Here is a 23,246-nt window from a genome sequence, read left to right on the forward strand (position 1 = left end):
GTCACTCTGTAACCGTCGTAGGCGCGGTCAGGAACGGGCGCACCTCGAGCCACTCGTGAATTGGTTTCCCACCCGCGCCCGGAGCCGCGGACAGCTCGCCGGCCAGCTCCAACGCCCGCTCGTAGCTGTCCACGTCGATCACCATCCAGCCAGCGATCAGATCCTTGGTCTCGGCGAACGGGCCATCGGTGACCGGCGGCCTCCCCTCGCCGTCGTAGCGGACGAAGGTGCCCTCCTGGGACAGCGCCTTCTCGTCGACAAACTCGCCGGTGCTCTCGAGCCGATCCGCGAAGTCCTGCATGTACTGCACGTGGGCCGAGATCTCCTCGGGCGTCCACTGATCCATCGGCACGTCATTGACCGATGCCGGGGCGCCCCGGTAGTGCTTGAGCAGCAGGTACTTGGCCATCATGTTCTCCTTGGATGCGGTACGGCCCATGGTGGTCGTGTTCACCTCGGGGACGGAGCCGTGCTCGGGATACCGGGCCGTCCCGAAGCTCCCGCGAGCCGAATGGCGGCTCGGCGTAGGGGATACCCCGCAAGACCGTGCTGGCGTTGTCCCACCTGCCACGCACGAGTCCGGCAGTCGTGCAGATCTCGGGTTCGACACTCACGCGGGTACTCACTTTCCTTCGGAAGGCCACCTGGTGCGTGGCCCATCAGTCTCGTGGACGACCACCGGTGGCTACACCACCCGTCGCTCAACCGGCGGCCACGAACAACAACCTCTAACCGCCAGTCTGCACCATCGGCCTTGAATCCCACTGGTGCTCAACAGTATTCAGTACAGGCACATCCTCTCCAGCTCAGACTGCCGGCACGCCACCTGCCCGACACATCACAGAGAACTCGTGACGGCTACGACAAATCGCTGGGGATCCGACAGATCGGGGCAGAACCGCGCTGATCGAGCGGGGTGCCCAGTTTTTCATGAGTTCCGTTGGAGATACGTTTCGTTTGCACGCACCAAACGTAAACGAAACCAAAGCCCTGAGTTTGCGGCCGGCTCAGAGGAGTTGACCCCCGATAATGTTCACTTATCGGAGGCTAGAACCAGATGGTTGACTTGGGAAGTTCTTGGTACGACACGGATTTCGTTTCGTGCGGATACGTTGGAATTGACGAAACCAACGCTACGATTCTGAGGTGTCCAACGTTTGTAGCTACCCGGGGTGCGCTCGACCGATTACGCGCGGGGGAGGGCCCGGGCGACCCTCGGAATACTGTGACCATCCCGACCACACGCGCTGGCGGGCGTGGCGGGAACGGCAACGGCAGCAACAGGAATCGGATGCACCCCCGAGTTCTGTCACTGTGACGCAGCAGGGGCCGGTGACGGTGGCTCGCTTGCGTGCCGACGAACTGCTCACCCAATTCCGTGGGCTGGCTGATCAATTGGGCAATACGCTGACCGCGGCGGTGGCCGAGCTGTCCACCCTCGCCGATCCATCGATCGCCGAAGCGCAGGTACAGGCCGTGCAAGCGGATGCGGCGCGGCGGATCGCCGAGGCGCAGGTCGCGACGGTCGCGGCCGAGCAGGCGCGTCGGGAGGCGGACGAGGCCAGGGCGGCAGCGGAATCGGCCGCCGACGATGCGGCGAGTGCGGCCGAGCATGCGGAATCCCTGGTCGCCCAGGCGGATACCGCGCGGGCCGATGCGATGCGTGAGGTCGAGCGGGCAACCAAACAGGCCGCCGAGGACGTATTCGCGGCGCGTAGCGCGGCCGAAACCGAGATTCGTACCATCCGTCGCGAGGCGGCCGACGATGTGGAACGTGCGCGGCAGCAGGCAACCGAGGATGTGGAATTGGCGCGGCGCAAGGCGTCCGCCGAGATCGAGCAGATCCGCCGCGAATCCGCCCAGCAGATCACCGCGGCCGGTGCCGAACGCGATCTGGCGGTGCAGCGCGCCGCCGATGCCGAGCGCGCCATCGAACGCGCCGAACAGTCTGCCGCCGAGCGCAATCAGGCCGTCGCCGAGGCGCGCGAGGAGTTGAACCGGGTGCGGGCGGAACTGGATCGGACCCGCGGTGAGCTCGCCGATGTTCGCCGCGCGGGGAGCACGGAGATCGCGGCGGTGCGCGCCGAGTCTGCGGCGGCGCTCGAGCAGGCCCGCCACGAAGCAGCCGAACGGCTGGCCGCACTCGATGACGCCCGGGCGCAGACATTGGCGCGGGCGGAACGCGCGGAACGTCAGCTCGACCATATGGTCGCCGAATCTCGCGCGAGCCGAAGGGGCTCGGTGTCCGATGCGGCTCCGGGATAGCAGACCGCGATACATCTTCGAATTCGATGACGACAGCGGTCTCCGGAAATAGCGGTCCACAGAGGTCAGCGGTGGGGACCGACCGGGACGCGTCGAACAACTCAGTTGTGAATCAGTTCGGAAGATCGGCCGACGCGAAGTAGCACCGGAACGCAAAGCCCAGCCTGAGCTGGGCTTCTGGTAGGCCCAACAGACCAGCACATGATCCGTGCGATGCTGGTCGGCGGTCCCGAAATCGCGATCCGCCCGTCGGTATCCGAAGGGGGCGTGGCGGGTGGTTCACGATGAACGGTGAGATGCGGAATCGGCGCCTACCGACCCTCTTGCCCTATTCGACCGGTTGCGGTGTCGTCCAGGTCTGGCGCCCGACGTCGTTGAGGTGGCTCAGCGCTTGGACGTAGGACTCGACAAGGCTCGTCTCGCAGTAGGGCACGCCGATTTCGGCGCAGAACTGCGCGACCATCGGCTGGGCTCGCCGCAGGTTGGCGCGCGGCATCGACGGGAACAAGTGGTGCTCGATCTGATAGTTCAAGCCGCCCAGGACGGTGTCGACGAGAAAGCCGCCGCGGATATTGCGTGAGGTGAGTACCTGTCTGCGCAGGAAGTCGGTGTTGTCGCCTTCAGGCAGAACTTCCATCCCCTTGTGATTGGGGGCGAACGTGCAGCCCATGTACAACCCGAACAGACCTTGCTGAACAACGATGAACGCCAACGCTTTACCCGGCGACAGGACCAGGAACACCGCGGAGAGGTACCCGACACTGTGCGCCGCGAGCAGTGCACCCTCCCAGATGCGATTCGGGATCGGCCAGCGAAACACCGCACGGACGCTCGCGTAGTGCAAACTGCCGCCTTCGAGCAACAACATTGGGAAGAACAGCCAGGCCTGGTAGCGGAAGATCAGCCGGCGGATACCCGTGCCCGCGCGTGCGCGTTCGCTGGAATGGGCCAGGATTCCCATGACGTCGGGATCCGCACCCTCGGTGTTGGGGTGGGCATGGTGCCTGTTGTGATTGCTGGTCCACCAGCCGATGCTCAGCCCGATACCGAGATTGCCGGCGATCATGCCGTACAGGTAGTTGCCCCGCCGGGACGCGAAGATCTGCTTGTGCCCGGCGTCATGCCCCAGGAACGCGATCTGCGAGAACACCGCGGCCAGGAACAGCCCAACACCCAGCTGCCACCACGAATCTCCGATGACGAAGAACCCCGCCCACCCGGCAACGAATGCCCCTGCGGTAATCGCAGTCTTGCACCCGTAGTACCGCAACTGCCGGTCCAACAGATCCGCCTCCCGGATCCGACGCAACAAGACCGAGTACTCACTGCCACGCACCGGCACGACATCAGACGCAACTACCACGGAACCAGCCTGACGCATGGAGACCACGTCCAAGTGAACGGGTTTGCCGATCGATGACACATCTTCGTAACAACCACGCCGACGGGAGCATCGGCTGTCGGCGCCCCGGAAACGACCTCGCCGCAGCGGTGTGCCGCTGGCCACCGCTTGTCCGGCCGCACTTCTCGCTGCCCCATGCGGCGCGCATCGGTTGGGGTGCAACTGGTGACCATCGGCGCGGGGTGGATCGTGGCCGAGCTCTGGCGGGATCGCAGCACGCACCCCCGAACTCCAGGCCGCGTAGCGCCGCCCGCTGCCGCCGAAGGGTAGTGTGGCCCATGGCTGTAATCCACCGCACGACAATGTCTCCCACCAAACTCGAACTGCTCACCGCCTGGTTGCCGACCCGGCCCTGGTATCGAGACAGTGGGCGCACACCGGAGCTGACCAAGGCCGGTGGCTTCCGGCTCGACGATCCGGCGGGTGCGGTCGGCATCGAATTCATGCTGGTGACCGATGGCGCGGGGCCGGACGCACGCACCTACCACCTGCCGCTGACCTACCGTGGCGCGCCACTCGACGGTGCCGACGAAGCCCTCATCGGCACCTCGATACACGGCGTGCTCGGACAGCGTTGGGTCTATGACGGAACCCGGGATCCGGTGGCGCTCGCCCAGATTGTCGCGCTACTGACCGGGCGAGCGCGGCCGCAGGCACAAAGCGAGACCGACACTGTGGACCCGTCGGTCATCGTCAGTGTCGGCGAACTCGCCGACACCGCAAGCGAACTCGTCTCGGCCATCGATGGACGTTCACAGACCGATATCGCGGTGCCGGGCGCTGCGATCGCAGTGCTACGCCAGGTCCTGAACACTGCCGACGCCCCTGGTACGGCACATGGTCGGGTGAGCGTGCCGTGGCAACTCGGCGACGGGTCCACCGCCCGCGGCGTAATCCTCGCAATAGGGGCATAAGCCGGGAATCCGGTGGAAAAATATCGGAGTTACGCGAGTCGAAAGCAAATATTCGGCTATCCGCATTCTCGGGTCATACCATTGAGCTATGCCCGAAAACGAGAGTGCGGGTCCTGGGGGTTCGGTTGTCGGCGGAGTGCGGCAGGCGGTCTTGGTCGCAGGCGTCGGCTCGGTGATTCTCGGGGCGCTGATCGCCATGTGGCCGCACAAGACCGAAGCGACCGCGGAACTGCTGTTCGGCCTGTATCTCCTGTGGAGCGGTGCGCTACAGCTCATCATCGCCATGGGTTCGCGATTGGCGACCGCGCTGCGGATCTTCGTATTCCTCAGCGGCGCGGCCTCTGTCGCCCTGGCGGTGCTGTCGTTGCGCAGCACGGATTCGGTGGTGTTGCTCGCGGTATGGATCGGCCTCGGCTGGGCCATCCGAGGCATCGCGCAGGCCACCGTCGCGGTCTGGGCCGCCGAATTGCCGGAAAGTGGCTGGCAAGAGGTGTTCGGGCTGCTGACCATGGTGGTCGGGATGGTCGTGATCGTCGTGCCCTTCGATTCGTTCGACGCTTTGGCCATCGCGGCCGGTGGCTGCGCGATCGTGATGGGCGCACTGGAAATCCTCACTGTCGCCCGAGGCCGGGGCGAGGTCGTCTCGGTCCAGGACACCGCGCCCATTCCGGCAGTGCCGAACTGAGTTGGCACACTCTCGAATTGGTGCGGTGGCGCGAAGATCAGTTGGCGGGTTGACTGTCGGGCATGGCACCCACGGCGAGTGGTTCGGAACTGATCGTTGTCACCCACGGCGCGCGGGCGGGTATCGACCGCAATGCGGTGCGCGAGAGTATCGCCGCGCAATCCCGGTTGGTCGAGTTGCTGCCCGAAGGCGGTGCGCCGCTGCGGATCTTCGGGCCCGCCGATCGGCTGCCGCAGCGGATCGCGGACACCGATCAGGAGCCGATCGGTGCGCAGTACCTGAACTATTTCGCGGTGCGCGGTGTCGCGGCCGAACTCGAGGCGCTCGCGGATCGGCTGCGAGCCGATGACGCGGTCGAGGCGGCCTACATCAAACCGCCCACCGAGCCGCCGATCGCGCCACCGGTGGTGCTGGCCGATATCGCGGTTCGGCGACGCGAGGACGCACCGGCGGTCACGCCGAATTACGAAGTCCGGCAGGGATATCTGGACGCCGCGCCGCAGGGGGTGAACGCGCGCTGGGCGTGGACCCAACCCGGTGGTCGCGGCGCGGGCGTGCGCATCGTGGATGTGGAGGGCGCGTGGCGGTTCACCCACGAGGACCTGTTGGCGAACCAGGGCGGGGTGATCGGCAATGCGCCGTCGGCGGATCTGGGCTGGCGCAATCACGGCACCGCGGTGGCCGGTGAGATCAGCGGTGACGTGAACACATTCGGCATTACCGGCATTGCCGCCGATGCGGCCATCCGCGCGGTCTCGGTCTTCGACGCGGGTTCCGCGGCCGCCATCCGCACCGCCGCCGACGCGCTCGGCGCGGGCGATATCATCCTGCTCGAACTGCATCGGCCCGGACCGCGCTACAACTACCAGAACCGTTCGGACCAAGCCGGATACATCGCGATCGAATGGTGGCCTGACGACTGGGCCGCGATCCGCTACGCCATCGGACGCGGTGTCATCGTGGTCGGGGCCGCGGGCAATGGCGCCGAAGACCTCGACAGCGCGCTCTACGACACCCGACCCGCCGATTTCCCGTCCTCCTGGCGCAACCCGTTCCGTGGCGGCGCAGCCGATTCCGGGGCGATCCTGGTCGGCGCGGGCGCTCCGCCACCGGGATTCCACGGCCGCGACAACGGACCCGCGCGCTCACGGCTCGCCTTCTCCAACTACGGATCCCGCCTCGACGCACAGGGCTGGGGCCTGGAGGTGACCACCACCGGATACGGCGATCTGCAGGGCGGTGCCGACGAAGACTATTGGTACACAGACACTTTCAGTGGAACCTCGAGCGCATCCCCGATCGTCGTCGGCTCGGTCGCCAGCTACCAGGGACTGGCGGCCGCAGGGGCCGGTCGCAAGACCCCGGCCGAAGTACGGGCCCGGCTGCGCGCCACCGGCTCACCGCAAATGGACGCACCAGGACGGCCCGCGACCCAGCGAATCGGGAACCTACCCGATATCCAGGCCATGACCGCACCGTGAATTCGAGCGGGGATCTGGCGATGCGGGGCCGCGACACCACATGGCCGCCTGGAATTCCTTCGAACACAGGAATTGGTCCGCCGTGTCCTGTCCCGGGCCCGGCGGGCGAACTCGGCGGGCAGGTGACCGAGCACTATCTCACGGCACTGATCGTGGTGCGTAGCAACGAACGTGCCAACGCCTGAACACACATGGTGCAGCGGCCGGGACCGCGTTTGATCATCGGATAATCCGTTGCTGTCACGCCCACCGACGGACAGCATGCGACAACACACCGAAACGCCCGTAACCGGACACACCCTCATCAATCACGCCGACATGAAATCACCAGCACAACAAGCCGATTCACCCCGACTGCTTAGCGTGACTTTCCTCCCCGATGCTATCAACCCCTCCGACTCACTGGGCTTCAGGCGGACTCACGCCCCGATGTTATGAAGCTGTAGTTCCCGATCTTGTTACAGCACAGGACAATTCATGGCATGGACTCAGTCGTGCTACAGATACTGACACTTTCTGGTGTGGTGCTCGGCTCGATAGGAACTTACTGGTTCACATCACTCACTGAGCGAGCAAAATGGCGCAGGAGTCAGGAAACGCGGTGGGATGACCGACTTCTGAACTCCTACAGCGAGTATGCGAACGCTGTGAAAAATGTAGCGCAGATCGCTTTCCGACTTGCTGGAATGCGGGGCTACCCTGGCGGTTCGCACCCGATCGATGTAGATGAAGGAACATACGCTTTAGCTGAAGCGGAAGCTGTTCGAGCCGTGAAATGGGAGACCTTGCTCCTGCTCGGGTCGCCCGCCACGGTGGCGGCTGCTCGCGCCTGGCATCAGGCGATCTGGAGGTTGAGCCAGATAGCCACAGGCAGAGAGGTCACTCACGCCGAGTACCTGGCCCTATACGAGGAACTCGGCAAGGTACGAGATCACTTCTATGCCAGCGCCCGCAATGACCTGGGCATTACGAGTGGTGCTCTTCCCGCGAGCGGACGGGTATGGGTAGGGCTGGGTCGCCAAGCGCATAATATTGCCCCAGATCGCGCTACGGAGGACCGTCTCCTCCCTGCACCGCCACCGCCGATCGGGAACGTACAACCCACCCCGGCACGGGCAGCACACGGCGGATCGGACTGAGAAGATCCGGCACACGCCCTCGCAGCCCGGCTATCGACTGCCCGGCGGTAGAACCCTATGTGACTCGGACAGATCTCCCCGAATCCGCCGGTGCCGACCAGAACAGTTGCATCTGATCGGCGCTGACGGGCAAGTCGGTATCGCGGCTGATCGCGGCGCGGTGCCAGGCAGATTCAGCCCATCCGCTTAGCGTGACTTTCCTCCCGGATGCTCCTCAACCCCGTTATTCCGCGCGGTTACTACCGGAACCCCGGGTTGAAAGGGCGCCCGGACTGGCAATTTCGCGTATTCGACTGTCGCGGATCGTCCTTCGGTCCGGTGATGAGTGGTGCACGACGTGCTGTCCACGTCATGAGGTGGTGCGGGGTTGGTGGCCGGGGCGGTAGCGGCCTGGGGTGGTGCCGATGATGTTGGTGAAGGCTGCGATGAAGCTGCTGGGGTTCGCCCATCCGCAGGCGTGGGCGACGTGGGTGGTGTCGTGGCCGTCGGCGAGAAGGACGAGTGCGTGATAGATGCGTAGCTGTGTGCGCCACTCATAGAAGGTCATGCCGAGTTCGTTGTTGAGCAGTCGGCTGAGAGTGCGGGCGCTGGCTCCGATCGTCTGCCCGAGTTCGGCCAATGACGTGTTGTCTGCGGGGTTCTGGTACAGCAACTGCGCAATGGCCTGCAACCGGTCGTCGTGTGGTTCCGGCAGTTGCAGATGCTGCTCGTGGGCTTCGTGGAGTTCATCGACGAGGACTCGGCGAAGGCGAGCGAGCGCGGCGCGGTCTTGGTCGCGTGCGGCACGGTCGTAGTTGCGTGGGCCGGTGAGGGTGAGCAGGATTTCGCGGGCGAGGTCGGAGGCCGTGAACACAGCAGGATGGTCCGGTACGAGCCGGGCCAGGGATGCCGGGAGGAATACGATCCGCATATCGGTCTGGCCGTGCGCACGGTGGTAGTGCATGCACCCGGCAGGAGTCCACGCGACCCGATTGGCCGGAACGATCGATGTGCCGCGTTCGGTGTGCACCGACAGGACACCACGGGCTGCGTACACCAGATGTCCACGTGGATGGGAATGCACCGAACTCGTTCCCCCCGACGGCCATCGATGAACCCCTCCGGACGGCCACAGCTGGGATGTTCCACCCAGTCGGGGAAGTTGGCGGCCAACGGGCATAAGTTGGCATTCTATCGGTAGCAGGCCACATCGCCTGCCGACGACAGTGAATGCATGCGCGACATCACGACGACAATGCGAGCGGCGGTCTGTGTCCAGGCGGGTGGGCCGGATGTGCTGGAGATCCGCGAGGTGCCGGTGCCAGCGGTTCGGGAGGGCTGGAGTCTGGTGCAGGTGAAGGCCGCGGGCCTGAACCGGTCGGAGCTGAGGACCCGGCAGGGGCATTCCCCGAATGTGAGGTTCCCGCGTGTGCTCGGGATCGAATGTGTGGGAATCGTGGCAGCCTCGACCGATCCCACGATGCCGGACGGGACGACCGTTGCGGCGGTGATGGGGGAGATGGGACGGGACTTCGACGGCGGCTATGCGGAGTATGCGCTGTTGCCGAACTCGCTGCTGATGCCGGTCAGCACCACGCTGTCCTGGGACGCCTTGGCCGCACTACCTGAGACGTACTTGACCGCGCGAGGCTCGCTCAACGCGTTGGGGATCGTGGCGGGTGCCGGGGGGCGGTTGCTGATTCGCGGCGGGACCTCGTCGGTGGGGATGGCGGCCGCGTCCATCGCGTCCAGCTACGGCGTCGAAGTCGCCGCCACCACTCGGCGGCAAGACAAGTCCGACGCCTTGACCGCGAATGGCGTCGACCACGTGCTCGTCGACGCCGGTGAACCGCTGGCAGCGAGCATGCACACGGTCTGGCCCGAGGGGCCTGACTATGTGCTGGATCTCGTCGGGGCGCGCACCGCAGTGGACTCGCTGCACCTGGTCCGTCGGGGCGGAACGGTGTGCGTGGCGGGCTCGCTCAGTGGATGGCTGATCGCGGACTTCGAACCGATAGCGATGATCCCGTCCGGAACCAAGCTGACGGCTTTCCACAGCAACAACGTCGAGGGGAGCGCGGGCACGACCGTGTTGCAGCAGGTCGTCCACGAGGTCGAGACCAGCATCTACCGACCTAATCTCGACCGTGTCTTCGGCTTGGACGACATCGTTGCGGCGCACCGGTACATGGAGGACAACCGAGCCACCGGCAAGGTTGTCGTGGTGCCCTAGCCACTGGTGGAGACAGACCGCACAGGCCCCGGTTGGCGCTGTGCGGTCTCCTGCACCAGAGAACCGGGCCGGGCAGGAACGGCCGCCGCCGTGCGTCGCCCGCGGCGCGGTCCCACGGTGCGGTGGAAACATGCGGACAACGCTGGGTGGCGAAAGGTGAATAGCCCGTTGAACTTTCGGCGCGAGTTCGGGCCGCGGTTCGTATCGGTTCGCGGCCGGGGCCGCCCTGGTGCGAGCGGGTCATCGCACAGTGATTTCGCGCTGACCTGCGCAGAGGCGGTGGGTGCCGGTCTGCGGCAGATGCCCACTGGCACAGTCGAAATGGGATTCGCTCGCCACCGATGGGGGTGGCGCCGGTGTCGGGGTGGCGGAAAATTTCGGTAGGGTTCGGCGGCGCGGGCAGGGGTGAGTGCCGTCGTGACCGGAAAACCGAAGGGACGCCGAGGAGACTGTGGTGGGTGTCGTTACTGTCCGCGAAGAGCAGGCCATCCAGCGGTTGACCGATCGCCTGGTCGACGACTACCCGGCCGATCAGGTCGAGACCGTGGTGGGCACGGCGCGGCAGCGGTTCGAAGGTCATCCGGTGCGGGAATTCGTGCCGATTCTCATCGAGCGGATCGCCCGCAGGGAATTGGCGGCGGCATCGGAGGACGAAAGCGCAACGGCCGCTGCGCCTGCGACCGAAGCTGTTGCTGTTCAGAGCGATTCGGGGACTCAGGCGCAGGGTATCCGCGCGATCGTGGCCTCGGGTGCTGGCAAGCTCGTCGCCGATAAGCGGCTGCTGGCACTCGCCGCCGCCGTTGTGGTCCTGGTCCTCGCACTCGTCGTCGGATTCGCCGTGCGGCGGCCCGACGAACCAGCCGCAGCCGGTACGGCAGCGCCCGGGATGACCACGGTGCACGGCGTGGTCGGTTCGGAGAAGATGGCGTTCTTCGAAGATCCACGCGTTGTGGAGGCGCTGGCCCGCAAGGGTGTCAAGGTGGCAGTCGATCCGGCGGGGTCGCGGCAGATCGCGACCTCGGTCGACCTCGGGAAATACGACTTCGCCTTCCCGTCCAGTGCGCCGGCTGCCGATCGGATCCAGCGGGCCCGCAATATCAGCACCAAGTACACGCCGTTCTCCTCGCCCATGGCGATCGCGACCTTCCAGCCGATCGCAGACCTGCTGAGCGCCGCCGGTGTGCTGCGTCCGGGGCCGGTGCCGATCTTCGACATGGCCCGCTATCTCGAACTCGTGCGCACCGACATGGAGTGGGACAAACTTCCCGGCAACACCGTGTACCCGGTGCACAAGAACATCCTGGTTTCCACCACCGATCCGCGCACCTCGAACTCCGCGGCCATGTACCTGGCCATTGCCAGCCACGTCGCCAACGACAACACCATCGTGCAGGGCTCGGCCGCCGAACAGGCCGTGCTGCCCACGGTTTCGCGGCTCTTCGTGCGGCAGGGCTACACCGAGAACTCCACCGAAGGCCCGTTCCGCGAATACCTCTCGGCGGGCATGGGCCCGACGCCGATGGTCTGGATCTATGAGGCGCAGTTCGTCGAGGCGACCGTGCGCGGGCAGATCAAGCCCGGCATGGTGCTGACCTACCCGTCTCCGACCGTGCTCTCCCAGCACACCCTGGTGCCGCTGAACGCGTCCGGCGATCGCGTCGGCCGCCTGCTCAGCACCGACCCGGACCTGCAGCGTTTGGCCGCCGAGCACGGCTTCCGCACCAGCGATCCGACTCAGTTCGCCAAGGTCACCGGCGACAACCACGTCGCGGTGGCCGCCGACCTGATCGACATGATCGACACCCCCACCAACGACACCCTCGAGCACCTGCTCGACGGCGTCACCAAGACATACAACTAGTCCTGGTCCGCAGCCCCTTTGCCAGGGCATTTACCGGCGACCGATATGTCCAGGCCATGACCGATTGCCCAGTCGGGGCAATCGGGGGATCGTGGAGAACGAAGGGGACATATCGGATCCGGGAGGTCGAGTAGCGGGGGTCGGGGGATTCGAGTAGCCGGACACTCGTGGCAGGGGGGCGTGCTCGAGCCAGGCTGGGGGTCGGGGATGGAGGAAAGGAGCCTCCTCATGAGTGGGATGTTCACCAAGACGGCCGTGCATGCGGGTCCATGCCGGTCGGTGCCCACAGTGGGTACACACGGGATGGTGGTGTTCGGGACCGGCACCGACTGCTATCTCTCGCATCGGCCGATGTTTTTCGCGCCGTATGACTTTCAAGTAGTGCTCGACGTCGAACTGGATGAACGCGGCCGTCGGGCGCTCGGCGCGGATCGACGCGCCGGATTCGTCGGCTGTCACGCCTTCGCTCCGGCGGGGTTGTCGCTGGCCGACCTCGATCCGGGTGCGCAACATCCGCGAACTGCGTTCCGGGGCAATCTGATTCGCGGCCATCTGGATCGCGGCGGCGCGGTGATCGCGCGCGATATCGATGTCGCGGTGCGCAATGTCGTATCCTTCGCCCGGCTCGGTGCGCATCCATTGCGCAAGGGCGAGCTGCTGACGCATCTGTGCTTCGGGCGGCCGGGCCAGATGTATCTGGCGCACCGGATCGTGCGGCGCCCGAGTTTCGATCAGATCGTCGCGGCCCGGCTGATCCCCGGCACCGTCACCGACCTGCTCGGCCACCCGCTGCCCGATGATGTCAGCGAGCTGGAGTTCGAGCGGGCACAGCCGATCATTCTGGGGCAGCGCGATTTCACCGGCCAGCGGTTGCGGGTCGGGGAGATAGCGGTGGCGGCATTCCACACGAAGACCTCGGCGGGTGGGGAGCGCGGCTTCCTCGTCGAGATCGCCGTCGAGCGGCAGATCCATCTGGAGGTCGCCGACCTGGCGTGATGTCAATACGCCGGAGGTAGCGGTCCGGGGTGCATCGGATCAGGGTGGGAATCGGCCGATGGGAGGACGACCGTTTCGGTGCGACCGCTTACCTTCGGATCATGTCCGAATCGGTGCTGTCCGCCCCGGCGTCCGGTCGACGGATCGCCGAAGTCGACATTCTGCGGGGATTCGCGCTGTTCGGGATCCTTATCGTGAATGTCAATGTCGCCACACTGATCTGGTCGTTCACCGGGACCGACGACGATCCGCGACCCGGCTTCGACGGCACGGCAGACCATATGGTGAACGCGGTGGTGGAGGCGCTGTTCGGGGGCCGGTTCTATCTGCTGTTCGCATTCCTGTTCGGCTATTCGTTCACCCTGCAGATCGCGGCGGCGCAGCGCGCCGGTGTGTCGGCGAATCCGCGATTGCTGCGTCGATGTGCCGCACTGATGGCGGTCGGGCTGGCGCATGTCGTTCTGCTGTGGATCGGCGACATTCTGACCCTCTACGCGTTCCTGTGCCTGATCTTGATTCTGCTGCGGTGGGTGGGGCCGCGGACGGCGGTGATCAGTGGGGCGATGCTGTACGGCGTGTGGTCGGTGTGGTCGTTTCTCCCGAATTCCGGCGGTGTCGTGGCGCTCGCCGATCTGCTCGACGTGGTGGCGTTGCGCGAGGGGTATACCGGCAGCTTCGGCGACACCTTCGCGATGCAGGTGTCGCAGGCGCCGGGGTGGATGGTTCTGATCTGGTTCACCCAGGGCGTCCCGGCACTCGGGTTGTTCCTGATCGGAATGGCGGCGGGTCAGCGCAAGTTGTTCACCGATCGGGAGATACTGCGCCGCTGGGCGCCTCGGGTGTTGGTGGGCGGGCTGGTGGTTGGGCTGCCGGTCTCGGCGGTGACCTTCGCGAATGTGATGGATTGGCTGGATCCGCCGTCGTACTGGGCCGGGATCCAGGAATTGGTGAACCCATTGATGACCTTCGCGTATATCGCCGGGATCGTCATGCTGGCCGAATCTGCGCGCACCGCAAGGTATCTCGCGCTGCTCGCCCCGGCCGGGCGGATGGCGGCATCGAACTACATCCTGCAGTCGGTGGTGTTGATGGTGATCTACACCGGCTATGGGTTCGCGCTGGCCGATGATGTGCCACCAGCGGGCGTTATCGCGATTGCGCTGGTGACCTATGGGGTGCAGATCGTGCTCAGCGAGCGGTGGTTGCGCGGGCATGCGTATGGGCCGGTGGAGTGGGTTTTGCGGGCCGCGACGTATCTATCGGTTCCGGCCTGGCGTCGGTCGGAATATGTTCCGGTGCAGCGGGATTGAGTGATGATTGCGCTGAGCGCGCACATTCCGCAGGTGGACGAAAGGTGCTCGCTCAGCGCGGCTTCGGCCCTGTTCCGGGCCAGCTCTCCGATACTGTTGTCGTAAACCGATCACGCCGAGCGTCGGCTTCGCATGCGACCGGTATCGATGGTAGAGAAGGGCTTCAGCGTTCGGCGGCGCTGGCCGTCAGCGTTTCGAGCAGAGTGCGGGCGAATTCGGTTGGGGTTTCGCGGACGCCGCTGTGGCCGCCCGGAAATTCGACGAGCGGGTGCTGCAACTCGGTCGCGATGGTTGCGGCGGTGCGATACGGTAGTTGGCCTCGGGTTTCGCGTCCAGCGGCCAGTACGAGCCGATCCCGGACGGCGGCGAGTGCGGCCGTATCGGGGCGGTAGCCGGTGACCTGGCGCAGTTCGTGGGCGAACATCACGGCAGTGTTGGCCATGAGACGGCCGAGCATTTCGGCGGTGCGGGTCGGGACCTGCGCTGGATCGGGCAGCGGCTTGGACCGGACGCCGACGGCCTGCATGAAGCGCGCGCCAGCGGCGGCAGGGCCCTGCTGGTTGAACAGTTCGATCACCTCCTCGACCATCGTGCGGTGCGCGTCCGCATCGGGCAGGATCGCGAAGCACGGCGGCTCATGAGCGACGACCAGTCGCAGTCGCTCGGGATGGCGGGCGAGCAGGTCCAGTGCGACGACCGCGCCGCCGCTGATGCCGGTGACATAGGCGTATTCGCCCGCGGGCGTGAGGTGTTCGAGCAGCCGGTGGGCATCGTCGCTGAATACCTCCATCCGCTGGTCCACCGGTTCGGGATCGTCGAGGGCGCTGCGGGAGTAACCGCGCGGATCGGCGGCGACCACGGTGAAGTGCTCGGCGAGGGTATCGGCGACCGGATCGAAGATTCCGGCATCGCCGCCGCTGCCGGGCAGCAGGAGCAGCACCGGGCCGCTGCCGCGCACCTCGTAATACAGGGCGGCGCCGGGCACGGCCAATGTTTCTGTTCTCACTGGGTTTTCGCTTTCTCGTCGGTCGATGGCCATTGGGTGAGAGTGATGTGCAAAGCATCGATAATGCGGTCCCAGGACGCGGTGGTCGGCCGGGAGTGGCCGAAGCCGCCACTTGCCTCCAGGGTGGCGAATCCGTGAAATGTGCTGCGCAACAGGCGAACCGCGTCGGTAATATCGGGTTCTCCGAGACCATAGGCGCGCAGCATCCCATAGGTCAGATCGATCGCGCGCCGCCCACCGGTCCATCCGGCGGCGACGCTGGGATCCATCGGCATCTGCGTGGCGGCATAGCGACCCGGATGCGCCAATGCGTAACCGCGCCACTCGCCGGCGAACGCGGCGAGCGCATCCCGTCCGGCGCGCCCGGCCACCGCCGCGGCGATATGGCCGGTCTTCTCGTCGGCGGCCAGCATGGCCACCCGATTGCGCAAATCCTCGATATTCCTGATGTGGGAGTAGAGGCTCGCGTCCTTCACGCCGAACTTCCTGGCCAGCGCCGCCACGGTGATGTTGTCGAACCCGACCTCATCGGCCAATTCGGCCGCTGCCTGCGTGATCCGCTCGGCCGTGAGCCCGGCACGCGGTGACATGACCCCTCCTGTCAAACTAGGATACTTAGGTTATAGCCTAAGGTGTCTAGCTTTAGCAATCATCAAGATATTCCGCGACCCCGCTCAACTCGAGCCGGGGGAGCGTTTCGGAGCCGGGGTGCAGGTTGGGGTCCCGGTAGTAATCGCGCGAAAAACAACGCACATGACTGGACCAGCAGCGATGGCCTATGTCCGGGGCGTGGTCCCGCTGACGATGCGATGGATGGTGGAGCGGCCGACGCTGTATTCCTCGGCGAGGTCGGCCAGGCTCGCCTCGTCGTCGGGGTCGTGGTAGCGGCGGTGGATCGTTTTCCGTGCTGCCAGAGGCAGTTTCGGTTGCTTGCCTTTGAGGCGTCCTTTGGCCCGGGCCTTGGCCATGCCCTCGCGAGTGCGGAGGTGGTTGAGGTTGGCTTCGAATTCGGCGACCATCGCGAGGGTTTGCAGGAACAGTTTGCCGAACGGGTCGTGCCAGTCGTAGATCGAGTTGCCAGGACCTCCCGCTCGCGCAGGCCGGTCAGGGTTTCGCCGGCCTCGGCCATGTTCCGCGCGAACCGGTCGAACTTCGTCGTCGTCAGTACCACCTGCCGGCCGCTCGCGGCGGCTGCCGCAGAGGTGACCGCGGCGAGGGCGTTGTCGAGCCCGGTCCGGTTCTTGCGGGTGGTTCCGGAGAATCCTTTGTCGATGAAGATCCGTTCGGGCGGGACACCGAGCCCGAGTAGTTGCTCGGTCTGGATCTCGACGTCCTGTTCGTCGGTGGAGCAGCGGCAGTATCGGACGCGGAACGGCTCATCCATCGCTTGGATTGTTCCGGATAGCGGGGGTTGAGCGGGATGGTTCGCGGAACACCTCTGCGGAACACTGCTTACCTGGGCCGGAATTCTCGCTCCGTGGTGTTCCGATGGTGGATCGGCTTACGGAACACCCCGAGACGTTCACTGAGCACTGGGGTGGTTGTCGCTCATCGGGGTTTGTCGGTTCTTACCGGCTGATCTGGCGTGGAACCGCGACAGTGGCGAGTTTGTCGGGGTTGCGGATGGCGTAGATGTTGGTGATCTTGCCGTCGAGGATCTCGATCAGGAAGACGCCTTCCAGATGGTCGCCGTTGTAGGCGACCATCGCTGGCGTGTTGTTGAAGGTGACCGTCTCGATCCGCATGTCCGAGGTGCGCCGCCTGGTGTGGAAGATGTTCGCCAGGGCGGCGGCCACCTTCTCGGCGCCCACGACCGGTCGGCGCGCCGCGGTGACCTTGCCGCCGCTGTCGGCGGTCCAGGTGGCGTCGGGAGCCAGCAGCGACAGCAGGCCCTGTACGTCGCCGGTGGTCGCGGCTGTCATGAACTGCTGGGTGATTTGCGTGATCTCGGCTGTGTCGACCGGTTCGAAACGTTTGCGGCGTGCGTCAACGTGCGAGCGGGCACGGTGGGCCACCTGACGCACTGTCATGATGGATTTGCCTACCGCTGCGGCGATTTCGTCGTAGTCGAAGCCGAATACCTCCCGCAGCACGAAGACCGCACGCTCGTCGGGACTCAGTGTTTCCAGCAGCACGAGCATTGCCATCGACACCGATTCGGCGAGCACCAGATCCGCTGCGGCGTCGGTGTCCTCGACGAGCAGCGGTTCGGGCAGCCACGGGCCGATGTAGTCCTCGCGACGGCGCGCGCTGGCCCGCACCGCGTTGAGCGACTGGCGGGTCACCAGCCGCGCCAGATACGACTTGGTGTCGCGTACGCTCGCCAGGTCCACCTGGGCCCACCGCAGGTAGCTGTCCTGCAGCACGTCGTCGGATTCTGTTGCCGAGCCGAGGATTTCGTAGGCGATGGTGAACAGCAGCGGCCGCAGCAGGGTGAATCGTTCGGCGTGCTCGTCGGTCGTCATGCGGACGTCACCGCCGGTGCGGCGGAGTCGGGCTGTGCGGGTCGCGGGCCGCCCTTGGGCCAGAACAGCGAGCCCGGCTTGCGGGCCTCGCGGCGAATCTTCCCGACCCCGACCTTGCAGGTCAACTCCTTGATCCTGGCGCCCGCGCGGCCGCCGATATAGAGGTTCACCGCGATGTCGTCCTTGCGGGCGAGCTGCCGGATGCCGACGCGACGGCCGAGGCTGATGCACGTCCCAGTGAGGGCCAGGTCGATCACGGCGGGTTCGGTGCCCGCGATGTGGCTCAGCACCGTGTTGGCGGCCTGCGCCCCGAGCGGCCCGGCGCCCTGCCCACTCATTCGCAGCGGTTGGCCCGAGGGTGCGGCGGCGTCGCCGGTGGCGACGACGCGGTCGTCATCGATGCTGGTCAGCGTCTCGTCGGTGAGCAGCCTGCCGAGCGTGTCGGTGCGGAGCCCGCTCGCGGCGGCCAGCCCGGGTACGCCGAAACCCGCGGTCCAGATGGTGAGTGCGCTCGCACGCACCGCACCGTCGGTCAACACGACCGCGTCCGGCCGGACTTGGCTCACCCGATCGGTTTCGAGCACGGTGACACCGTGCCGGGACAGCCACTTGGCGACGTATCGGCGACCTCGCGGGCTCAGTGACGGATTCAGGGTTCCGCCGCACACCAGCGTGACCGCGCGTTTCTGTTCGGCCAGTTCGGCGGCCGTCTCGATGCCGGTCGGCCCACCGCCGACCACCGTGATCGGAGCATCGACGGGCAGCTCGTCCAGCTGGGCACGCAGCCGCTGCGCGGACTCGAACTCGGCGATGGGGAAAGCGAACTCGGCCGCCCCGGGCACCGCCGGTAGTGCCGCGGTGCTGCCGACCGCGTAGATGAGGTGGTCGTAGTCCAGCGCACGACCCGACGCCAGGCGCACCGTACGGGCGGCGGTGTCGATGCGCGTGGCGCTGTCGACCACCAGCCGGATGCCCTCGCCGAGCAGCGTGCTGTAGTCGATCGTCGCGTCGCCGGTTCCGGCGACGAACTGATGCAGCCGGACTCGATCGACGAACTCCGAGCGGGGATTGACCAGCGTGATGTCGGTGTCGGTGCGCATCCGCAGGTGGTTGGCCGCGAGTGTTCCGGCGTAACCGCCGCCGATGACAACGACCTTGTGGAGGGTGCCTTGTTGTGTCATGTCCTCAAGACACCACCGACCGCCGAAACATGACACCATCGTGTGTGATGTGCACCACTGCACCCGAGAGTGCGGGATCCCCGCTCGATCACACCTGCACCCTCGATCCTCAGAACAGGGTGTCGCGGACTCGTAGCGGCCGGTAGCCGGTGGGCCCGAGCGCCGCGAGTTCGGCCTCGATATCGACCTCGATCGCGCCGAAGAAGTTGATGTTGGCGCTCTGCGCCGGGCTGATGTTGGCCAGCACATCAGCGTCGATGCGACGGCCCTGACGGCGCATCTGGTCCACCGCGAGCCCGTAATACTCTGTGGTCCAGGCGATTACAGCGTTGGTGACCAAAGTCAGGCACCATGCTTGCTCGGTTTGTGCTTCCAGGTGACGGGCACGGAAAGCGCCTTCGTGGGCGTAGATGAGGCCGCGTTTGAGGGCGTGGATGGATTCGCCCTTGTTGAGCTGGCGCGAGATCTTGCGCCGGTAGTCCGGATCGGTGAGGTACCGGCAGGCGTAGATGGTGCGCCGCATCGCGCCATACTCCTTGAGCGCCGCGGCGAGGGCGTTCTGCCGGCCCGAGGCCGACAGCTTGCCGACCAGCAGCGACGCGGTGGCGTGCCCGAACTTCAGCGACCCGGCCAACCTGAGCAGGTCGTCGTAGTGTTCGGCGATCAGGTCCAGATTCAGCTTGCGGGTCAGCAGCGGTCCCGCATGCGGGAACTGCGCCTCGGCCTCGGCGCGCGGGACCGGCCGGTACAGGGTGATCTTGCCCAGGTCCCGGATGCGCGGGGACAGCTGCATCCCGAGCAGATCGAACAGCGCGAAATTCACCAGGGTGACCCCATGGGTATCAGTGGCGTGCTCGGTGATCGGCAGATCCGTTGCGTTGCCCAGGATTTCGTCCAGCACGTAATGGGCTTCACGGCGCGTGGTGACGATCACCTTGGTGCCGTAGGTGGTGTGCTGATCGGTCACGTGGGTATACGTCGACAGGCCCTCCTCAGCGAAGAAGTGATTCACCGCTCGCGCGGTGGTGGACTTACCGCGCGTGGGGAACCGCTGCCCGTCCGACGAGGACAGGGTGCCGGTGCCGAAAGCCGCTGTCAGTGGCAGTCTTTGGTGGTAGCCGATGATCGCCAGGTTCGCCGCGCGCAGCGTCTCCTCCCGCACATACCACTCCGCGGTCCAAGCCAGGATGTCGTAGGAGATCCCCGACGCGGCAGCCATATTGGTCAGTCCGAGGTTGGTCGAGTAGGCCAGCAGGACCGCGATCAGATTGCGTTTCAGCTCCGGGCTGCGGGCCTGCTTGCCGCCCGCGTGGGTGAAGCAGTCCAGGTAGCCGGTGCGTTTGTCCAGCTCGATCAGTAGCGACACGATCGGCGCGAACGGCAGCATCTCGGTCAGCTCGGCCTTCAACTCGATGGCCTCGGTCGGGATGTCCTCGGCGGTCAGCGGGGAGATCACCAGATCACCGGCTTCGTCCAGGCGCACCGGCCCGTCCCCGTCGGCGAGGAGCTGCTCCAGCTCGCCGACCGCCGTATGCCATTCGTCGGTGAGCGTGGCCAGCGCGTCGGCCGGGTCGGCCGGTTTGTCGACCAGACGACAGAATTCGGTGCGCTGTGGCTCCCACTGCTCGGGCGTGAGCAGGTAGGCGGCCGGATCGGCGTAGCGACGCGACCCGGGCACGAACACATCCCCGGTACGCAGCCCGTCCCGCAACCCGAGCAGCACACACAACTCCCAATAGTGCCGATAGGCCACGGTGTTGCCGCTCTTGCGCGCCTGCTCGAGGTAGCCGCGCCACTTGGCCGGCACGAATCCCGTCGGTGCGTCGTCGAACACCTTGCGGCGGCCGGTCGCGTCCAGCTCGCGCAGCATGTCCACCGCGATCAGCAACTCCGTCGCCGCGGTACCGCCGGCGAACCGGACCGCCGACAACACCGCCGGAGTGAACTTCCGCAGATACGAATACGACGTATCGAGGGCGGCCAGATGCCCGTGATCACGCGGCAGACGCGGTTGGGCTTGAGCGATCGCGGCCCGCAACCGCTCCAACCCGATACCTTCACCCCGGATCAATCCGCCCACATCCTCATCGAGGATCTGCGGGTCGATCAGGATGGATAGGAGGTCATCCAGCAGTGCCTGCCGGTCTTCCCCGGTCTTGGCGCGTTCGGCCAGTTGCTCACGCATCCGATTCTCGGCGGCACTGAACTTCCCCGACAGCGCCTGATCGAACAGCTCCACCACTTCATCGAGCACATCGGTGCCCGACTGCGCCAGCACCGTCAACAAGATCGGATACCGGCGCTGCGGGTCGCGACGCTCCAGCGCCTGCGGAGTCAGGCGGCGGCCGAGCGTGGCCAGGAACCGGCGCCGCTCCGCCGGAAGCATCGACAGATCCAGGGTGTCCGCGCCCAGGCCCCGCACGAATCCCAGCTTCTCGACCTCGTTGCGCACCACGGCCGCCGACGCCTCCACCGGTCCGGTGGACAACCACCGCAACCGTGACATCCGAATCGAGGAATCAATGACCAGCAACGCGTCCAACTCCGCGCAGTGTTGCGGAGTCAGCTCGTGCGCGAGCCGATCATAGGTCTCGCGTTGCGCCTGCTCACGCGCGTGCACGACGCGGCGAACCACGGTGTCGGGGCTGGGCCGGATCACGCGCGCCGAGATCAGATACTCACACCCCAACCGGAACAGCAGCGTCGGCGAATCATGCTCCATCGCCCGCGCCAACAGGAACTCGTCCAGCTCCTTCACCTCCATCGCACCCGCAGGCCGCCAGCTCAGATACTGGGCCACCAGGCGCAGATGCTTGGTGCGGGTCTGTGCCCGGCGACCGTACGAACGGATCTGTGACGCATCGACTTTCAGCTGATCCGCCAACCGGGACACCGCCACCGGCGGCGCGGCTGCGACCTTGTCCGGCACGAACCCCAGCCACGGCAGCGTGCACAACGCCACGGCAAGGCCGAGCTGATCCTCCGGGCCACGCCCCCGCCCCGGCGCGACAAACGCGCTATCAGCCGGGGTCAGCGTGAAGAACCGGAACAGCTCCTCGCGGCTGATCTCCGGGAACTCCCGCAGACGCGCCAACTCCTCATCCGCGAACACCTGCGTCGCCACGAAACCTGACCTCCAACACGCCGACCAACCTCATCGGCAGCCAAGCCAAGCACCTACCGCACCCGCCCGCAGCCCGAACCAATCACAACGCCATCGCTGCTGGTCCAGCCATATGTGTTGTTTTTCGCGCGATTACTACCGGGACCCCAGGTTGGGTCGCAGGTGGCGTACGCGGTTGCGCCGGAGTCGGTGTACAGCGCGGGGGAGTACACGCGGTGGGTGACAGGGCGGTTGCGCAAGAAAGTTGGTGGGCGACCGATTAGTTCGGGGTGGTGGGGCGGTCGATATTCACGAACAACCATGACTACTGCTCGAGGAGATCTTGATGACCCCGACTTCGACCGCCGCCGCACACACCCTCGACGTGCCCGGCGCGCAGCTGCATTACCAGGTGCGCGGTACGGGACCGCTGGTCGTGCTGGTCGGCGCACCGATGGACGCGGCGGCCTTCGCTCCGCTGGCCGAACTGCTCGCCACCGACCGCACCGTACTCACCACCGACCCGCGCGGGCATCAGGGCAGTGTGCTCGACGATCCGGAGCAGGACTCGACCCCGCAGCTGCGCGCCGACGACCTCGCCCGGCTCATCGCCCACCTCGGCATCGGTCCGGCGGTGGTCTTCGGATCCAGCGGCGGCGCCGTGAGTGCGCTGGCTCTGGCCGAATCCCAGCCCGACCTGGTCACCACCGTGATCGCCCACGAACCTCCGCTCGGCGAACTGCTCGACGACCGCGATCGAGTGCGCGCCAATACCGAAGACATGATCGCCACCTACCGCACCGGCGATGTGGTCGGCGCATGGCGCAAGTTCATGGCCAATGCCAATATCAACATCCCGGAACCGGTGCTGCAGCAGATGTTCGGCGGCGAGCGCGAGCCACGACAACTCGCCAGCGAGCGCTACTGGTTCGACCATGAGCTGCGCGGCACCATCATCTGGGAGCCGAACAGTGATGTGCTGCAATCAATTCCGGCTCGCATCATCATCGGCATCGGCGCCGATTCGACCGATCAGCTCTGCGACCGCGCCTCCCGCGCCCTCGGCACGGCCATCGGCGTCACACCGACCATATTCCCGGGCGGACACACCGGATTCGTCGAGGATCCAGTCGCATTCGCCACTCGACTCCGTGAGGTGCTCGCGGCGACGTCGTAGGCCAGCACCACATCGGGTGCACTCACCGGCGGAGTAGCTCTTCCCAGCA

At 66.0% G+C, this 23,246-nt stretch carries 18 protein-coding genes and 1 pseudogene; 9 read left to right on the top strand and 10 right to left on the bottom strand.

Features of this window, described 5'->3' with window-relative positions; genetic code table 11:
* Position 1: 1 nt before the first annotated feature.
* On the bottom strand, positions 2–409 hold the full coding sequence (locus ACQP0C_RS19235) for a YciI family protein (RefSeq protein WP_433734592.1): 408 nt from the start codon (positions 407–409) through the stop codon (positions 2–4).
* Between the two features lie 923 nt (positions 410–1,332).
* On the opposite strand from ACQP0C_RS19235, the gene ACQP0C_RS19240 reads away from it, so the two are divergent.
* Positions 1,333–2,265 carry a hypothetical protein gene (locus ACQP0C_RS19240; protein WP_433734261.1) on the top strand — a complete coding sequence of 311 codons (933 nt, stop codon included), beginning with the start codon at positions 1,333–1,335 and terminating at the stop codon, positions 2,263–2,265.
* A 328-nt stretch (positions 2,266–2,593) separates the two neighbouring features.
* On the opposite strand, the gene ACQP0C_RS19245 is transcribed toward ACQP0C_RS19240, so the two are convergent.
* On the bottom strand, positions 2,594–3,628 hold the full coding sequence (locus ACQP0C_RS19245; protein ID WP_433734262.1) for a fatty acid desaturase family protein: 1,035 nt from the start codon (positions 3,626–3,628) through the stop codon (positions 2,594–2,596).
* Between the two features lie 341 nt (positions 3,629–3,969).
* Here ACQP0C_RS19245 and ACQP0C_RS19250 point away from each other — a divergent pair, with 341 nt between their 5' ends.
* The 3 genes from ACQP0C_RS19250 (at position 3,970) to ACQP0C_RS19260 (ending at position 6,747) form a co-directional block, all read left to right on the top strand.
* The gene (locus tag ACQP0C_RS19250) at positions 3,970–4,581 is read left to right on the top strand and encodes a maltokinase N-terminal cap-like domain-containing protein (RefSeq protein WP_433734263.1); all 612 of its coding nucleotides are present in this window, start codon (positions 3,970–3,972) and stop codon (positions 4,579–4,581) included.
* Between the two features lie 88 nt (positions 4,582–4,669).
* Complete coding sequence (locus tag ACQP0C_RS19255) at positions 4,670–5,266, top strand: DUF308 domain-containing protein (protein WP_433734264.1); 597 nt, start codon at positions 4,670–4,672, stop codon at positions 5,264–5,266.
* A 62-nt stretch (positions 5,267–5,328) separates the two neighbouring features.
* Positions 5,329–6,747 carry a S8 family serine peptidase gene (locus ACQP0C_RS19260; RefSeq protein ID WP_433734265.1) on the top strand — a complete coding sequence of 473 codons (1,419 nt, stop codon included), beginning with the start codon at positions 5,329–5,331 and terminating at the stop codon, positions 6,745–6,747.
* 1,488 nt (positions 6,748–8,235) lie between these two features.
* On the opposite strand, the gene ACQP0C_RS19265 is transcribed toward ACQP0C_RS19260, so the two are convergent.
* Positions 8,236–9,045, bottom strand: coding sequence for an AraC family transcriptional regulator (locus tag ACQP0C_RS19265; RefSeq protein ID WP_433734266.1), 810 nt, complete (start codon positions 9,043–9,045; stop codon positions 8,236–8,238).
* A 54-nt stretch (positions 9,046–9,099) separates the two neighbouring features.
* Between ACQP0C_RS19265 and ACQP0C_RS19270 the strand changes: the two genes are divergently transcribed.
* From ACQP0C_RS19270 to ACQP0C_RS19285, 4 genes are all read left to right on the top strand, one after another.
* On the top strand, positions 9,100–10,098 hold the full coding sequence (locus ACQP0C_RS19270) for a zinc-binding dehydrogenase (protein WP_433734267.1): 999 nt from the start codon (positions 9,100–9,102) through the stop codon (positions 10,096–10,098).
* Between the two features lie 454 nt (positions 10,099–10,552).
* Positions 10,553–11,959, top strand: a complete 1,407-nt coding sequence (locus tag ACQP0C_RS19275; RefSeq protein WP_433734268.1) for a three-helix bundle dimerization domain-containing protein — start codon at positions 10,553–10,555, stop codon at positions 11,957–11,959.
* Positions 11,960–12,187: 228 nt separating this feature from the next.
* Positions 12,188–12,955 (top strand): hypothetical protein, encoded by a 768-nt coding sequence (locus ACQP0C_RS19280; RefSeq protein ID WP_433734269.1) that lies wholly within the window; start codon positions 12,188–12,190, stop codon positions 12,953–12,955.
* Between the two features lie 101 nt (positions 12,956–13,056).
* Positions 13,057–14,265, top strand: coding sequence for a DUF418 domain-containing protein (locus ACQP0C_RS19285; protein WP_433734270.1), 1,209 nt, complete (start codon positions 13,057–13,059; stop codon positions 14,263–14,265).
* Positions 14,266–14,428: 163 nt separating this feature from the next.
* Here ACQP0C_RS19285 and ACQP0C_RS19290 read toward each other — a convergent pair whose 3' ends face one another.
* The 7 genes and pseudogenes from ACQP0C_RS19290 to ACQP0C_RS19320 all read right to left on the bottom strand — a co-directional run bounded on the left by ACQP0C_RS19290 (position 14,429) and on the right by ACQP0C_RS19320 (position 22,041).
* Complete coding sequence (locus ACQP0C_RS19290) at positions 14,429–15,271, bottom strand: alpha/beta fold hydrolase (protein ID WP_433734271.1); 843 nt, start codon at positions 15,269–15,271, stop codon at positions 14,429–14,431.
* A complete protein-coding gene (locus ACQP0C_RS19295) occupies positions 15,268–15,861 on the bottom strand; it encodes a TetR/AcrR family transcriptional regulator (protein WP_433734272.1) in 594 nt (197 codons plus the stop codon). The genes ACQP0C_RS19290 and ACQP0C_RS19295 overlap by 4 nt, the downstream gene beginning before the upstream one ends.
* Before the next feature lie 186 nt (positions 15,862–16,047).
* Positions 16,048–16,290 (bottom strand): hypothetical protein, encoded by a 243-nt coding sequence (locus tag ACQP0C_RS19300; RefSeq protein WP_433734273.1) that lies wholly within the window; start codon positions 16,288–16,290, stop codon positions 16,048–16,050.
* 122 nt (positions 16,291–16,412) lie between these two features.
* Positions 16,413–16,655 (bottom strand): annotated as a pseudogene (locus ACQP0C_RS19305) (recombinase family protein); the annotation flags it as partial.
* 184 nt (positions 16,656–16,839) lie between these two features.
* Positions 16,840–17,736: an RNA polymerase sigma-70 factor gene (locus tag ACQP0C_RS19310; protein WP_433734274.1), complete on the bottom strand. Its 897-nt coding sequence runs from the start codon at positions 17,734–17,736 to the stop codon at positions 16,840–16,842.
* Positions 17,733–18,917 (bottom strand): NAD(P)/FAD-dependent oxidoreductase, encoded by a 1,185-nt coding sequence (locus ACQP0C_RS19315; protein WP_433734275.1) that lies wholly within the window; start codon positions 18,915–18,917, stop codon positions 17,733–17,735. The genes ACQP0C_RS19310 and ACQP0C_RS19315 overlap by 4 nt, the downstream gene beginning before the upstream one ends.
* A 109-nt stretch (positions 18,918–19,026) precedes the next feature.
* Positions 19,027–22,041 carry a Tn3 family transposase gene (locus ACQP0C_RS19320; RefSeq protein ID WP_433734276.1) on the bottom strand — a complete coding sequence of 1,005 codons (3,015 nt, stop codon included), beginning with the start codon at positions 22,039–22,041 and terminating at the stop codon, positions 19,027–19,029.
* A gap of 325 nt (positions 22,042–22,366) precedes the next feature.
* Between ACQP0C_RS19320 and ACQP0C_RS19325 the strand changes: the two genes are divergently transcribed.
* On the top strand, positions 22,367–23,197 hold the full coding sequence (locus ACQP0C_RS19325; protein ID WP_433734277.1) for an alpha/beta fold hydrolase: 831 nt from the start codon (positions 22,367–22,369) through the stop codon (positions 23,195–23,197).
* The last annotated feature ends 49 nt before the right edge of the window (positions 23,198–23,246 follow it).

This window comes from Nocardia sp. CA-129566 (assembly GCF_050956075.1).
Lineage (GTDB): Bacteria > Actinomycetota > Actinomycetes > Mycobacteriales > Mycobacteriaceae > Nocardia.

Bases quoted from the DNA above. Each gene is read 5' to 3' on its own strand.
- ACQP0C_RS19280 (WP_433734269.1), top strand. From the start codon at position 12,188: ATGAGTGGGATGTTCACCAAGACGGCCGTGCATGCGGGTCCATGCCGG.
- ACQP0C_RS19255 (WP_433734264.1), top strand. From the start codon at position 4,670: ATGCCCGAAAACGAGAGTGCGGGTCCTGGGGGTTCGGTTGTCGGCGGA.
- ACQP0C_RS19300 (WP_433734273.1), bottom strand. From the start codon at position 16,290: ATGGTCGCCGAATTCGAAGCCAACCTCAACCACCTCCGCACTCGCGAG.
- ACQP0C_RS19235 (WP_433734592.1), bottom strand. From the start codon at position 409: ATGGCCAAGTACCTGCTGCTCAAGCACTACCGGGGCGCCCCGGCATCG.
- ACQP0C_RS19310 (WP_433734274.1), bottom strand. From the start codon at position 17,736: ATGACGACCGACGAGCACGCCGAACGATTCACCCTGCTGCGGCCGCTG.
- ACQP0C_RS19315 (WP_433734275.1), bottom strand. From the start codon at position 18,917: ATGACACAACAAGGCACCCTCCACAAGGTCGTTGTCATCGGCGGCGGT.
- ACQP0C_RS19260 (WP_433734265.1), top strand. From the start codon at position 5,329: ATGGCACCCACGGCGAGTGGTTCGGAACTGATCGTTGTCACCCACGGC.
- ACQP0C_RS19250 (WP_433734263.1), top strand. From the start codon at position 3,970: ATGTCTCCCACCAAACTCGAACTGCTCACCGCCTGGTTGCCGACCCGG.
- ACQP0C_RS19295 (WP_433734272.1), bottom strand. From the start codon at position 15,861: ATGTCACCGCGTGCCGGGCTCACGGCCGAGCGGATCACGCAGGCAGCG.
- ACQP0C_RS19325 (WP_433734277.1), top strand. From the start codon at position 22,367: ATGACCCCGACTTCGACCGCCGCCGCACACACCCTCGACGTGCCCGGC.
- ACQP0C_RS19285 (WP_433734270.1), top strand. From the start codon at position 13,057: ATGTCCGAATCGGTGCTGTCCGCCCCGGCGTCCGGTCGACGGATCGCC.
- ACQP0C_RS19265 (WP_433734266.1), bottom strand. From the start codon at position 9,045: ATGCCCGTTGGCCGCCAACTTCCCCGACTGGGTGGAACATCCCAGCTG.
- ACQP0C_RS19270 (WP_433734267.1), top strand. From the start codon at position 9,100: ATGCGCGACATCACGACGACAATGCGAGCGGCGGTCTGTGTCCAGGCG.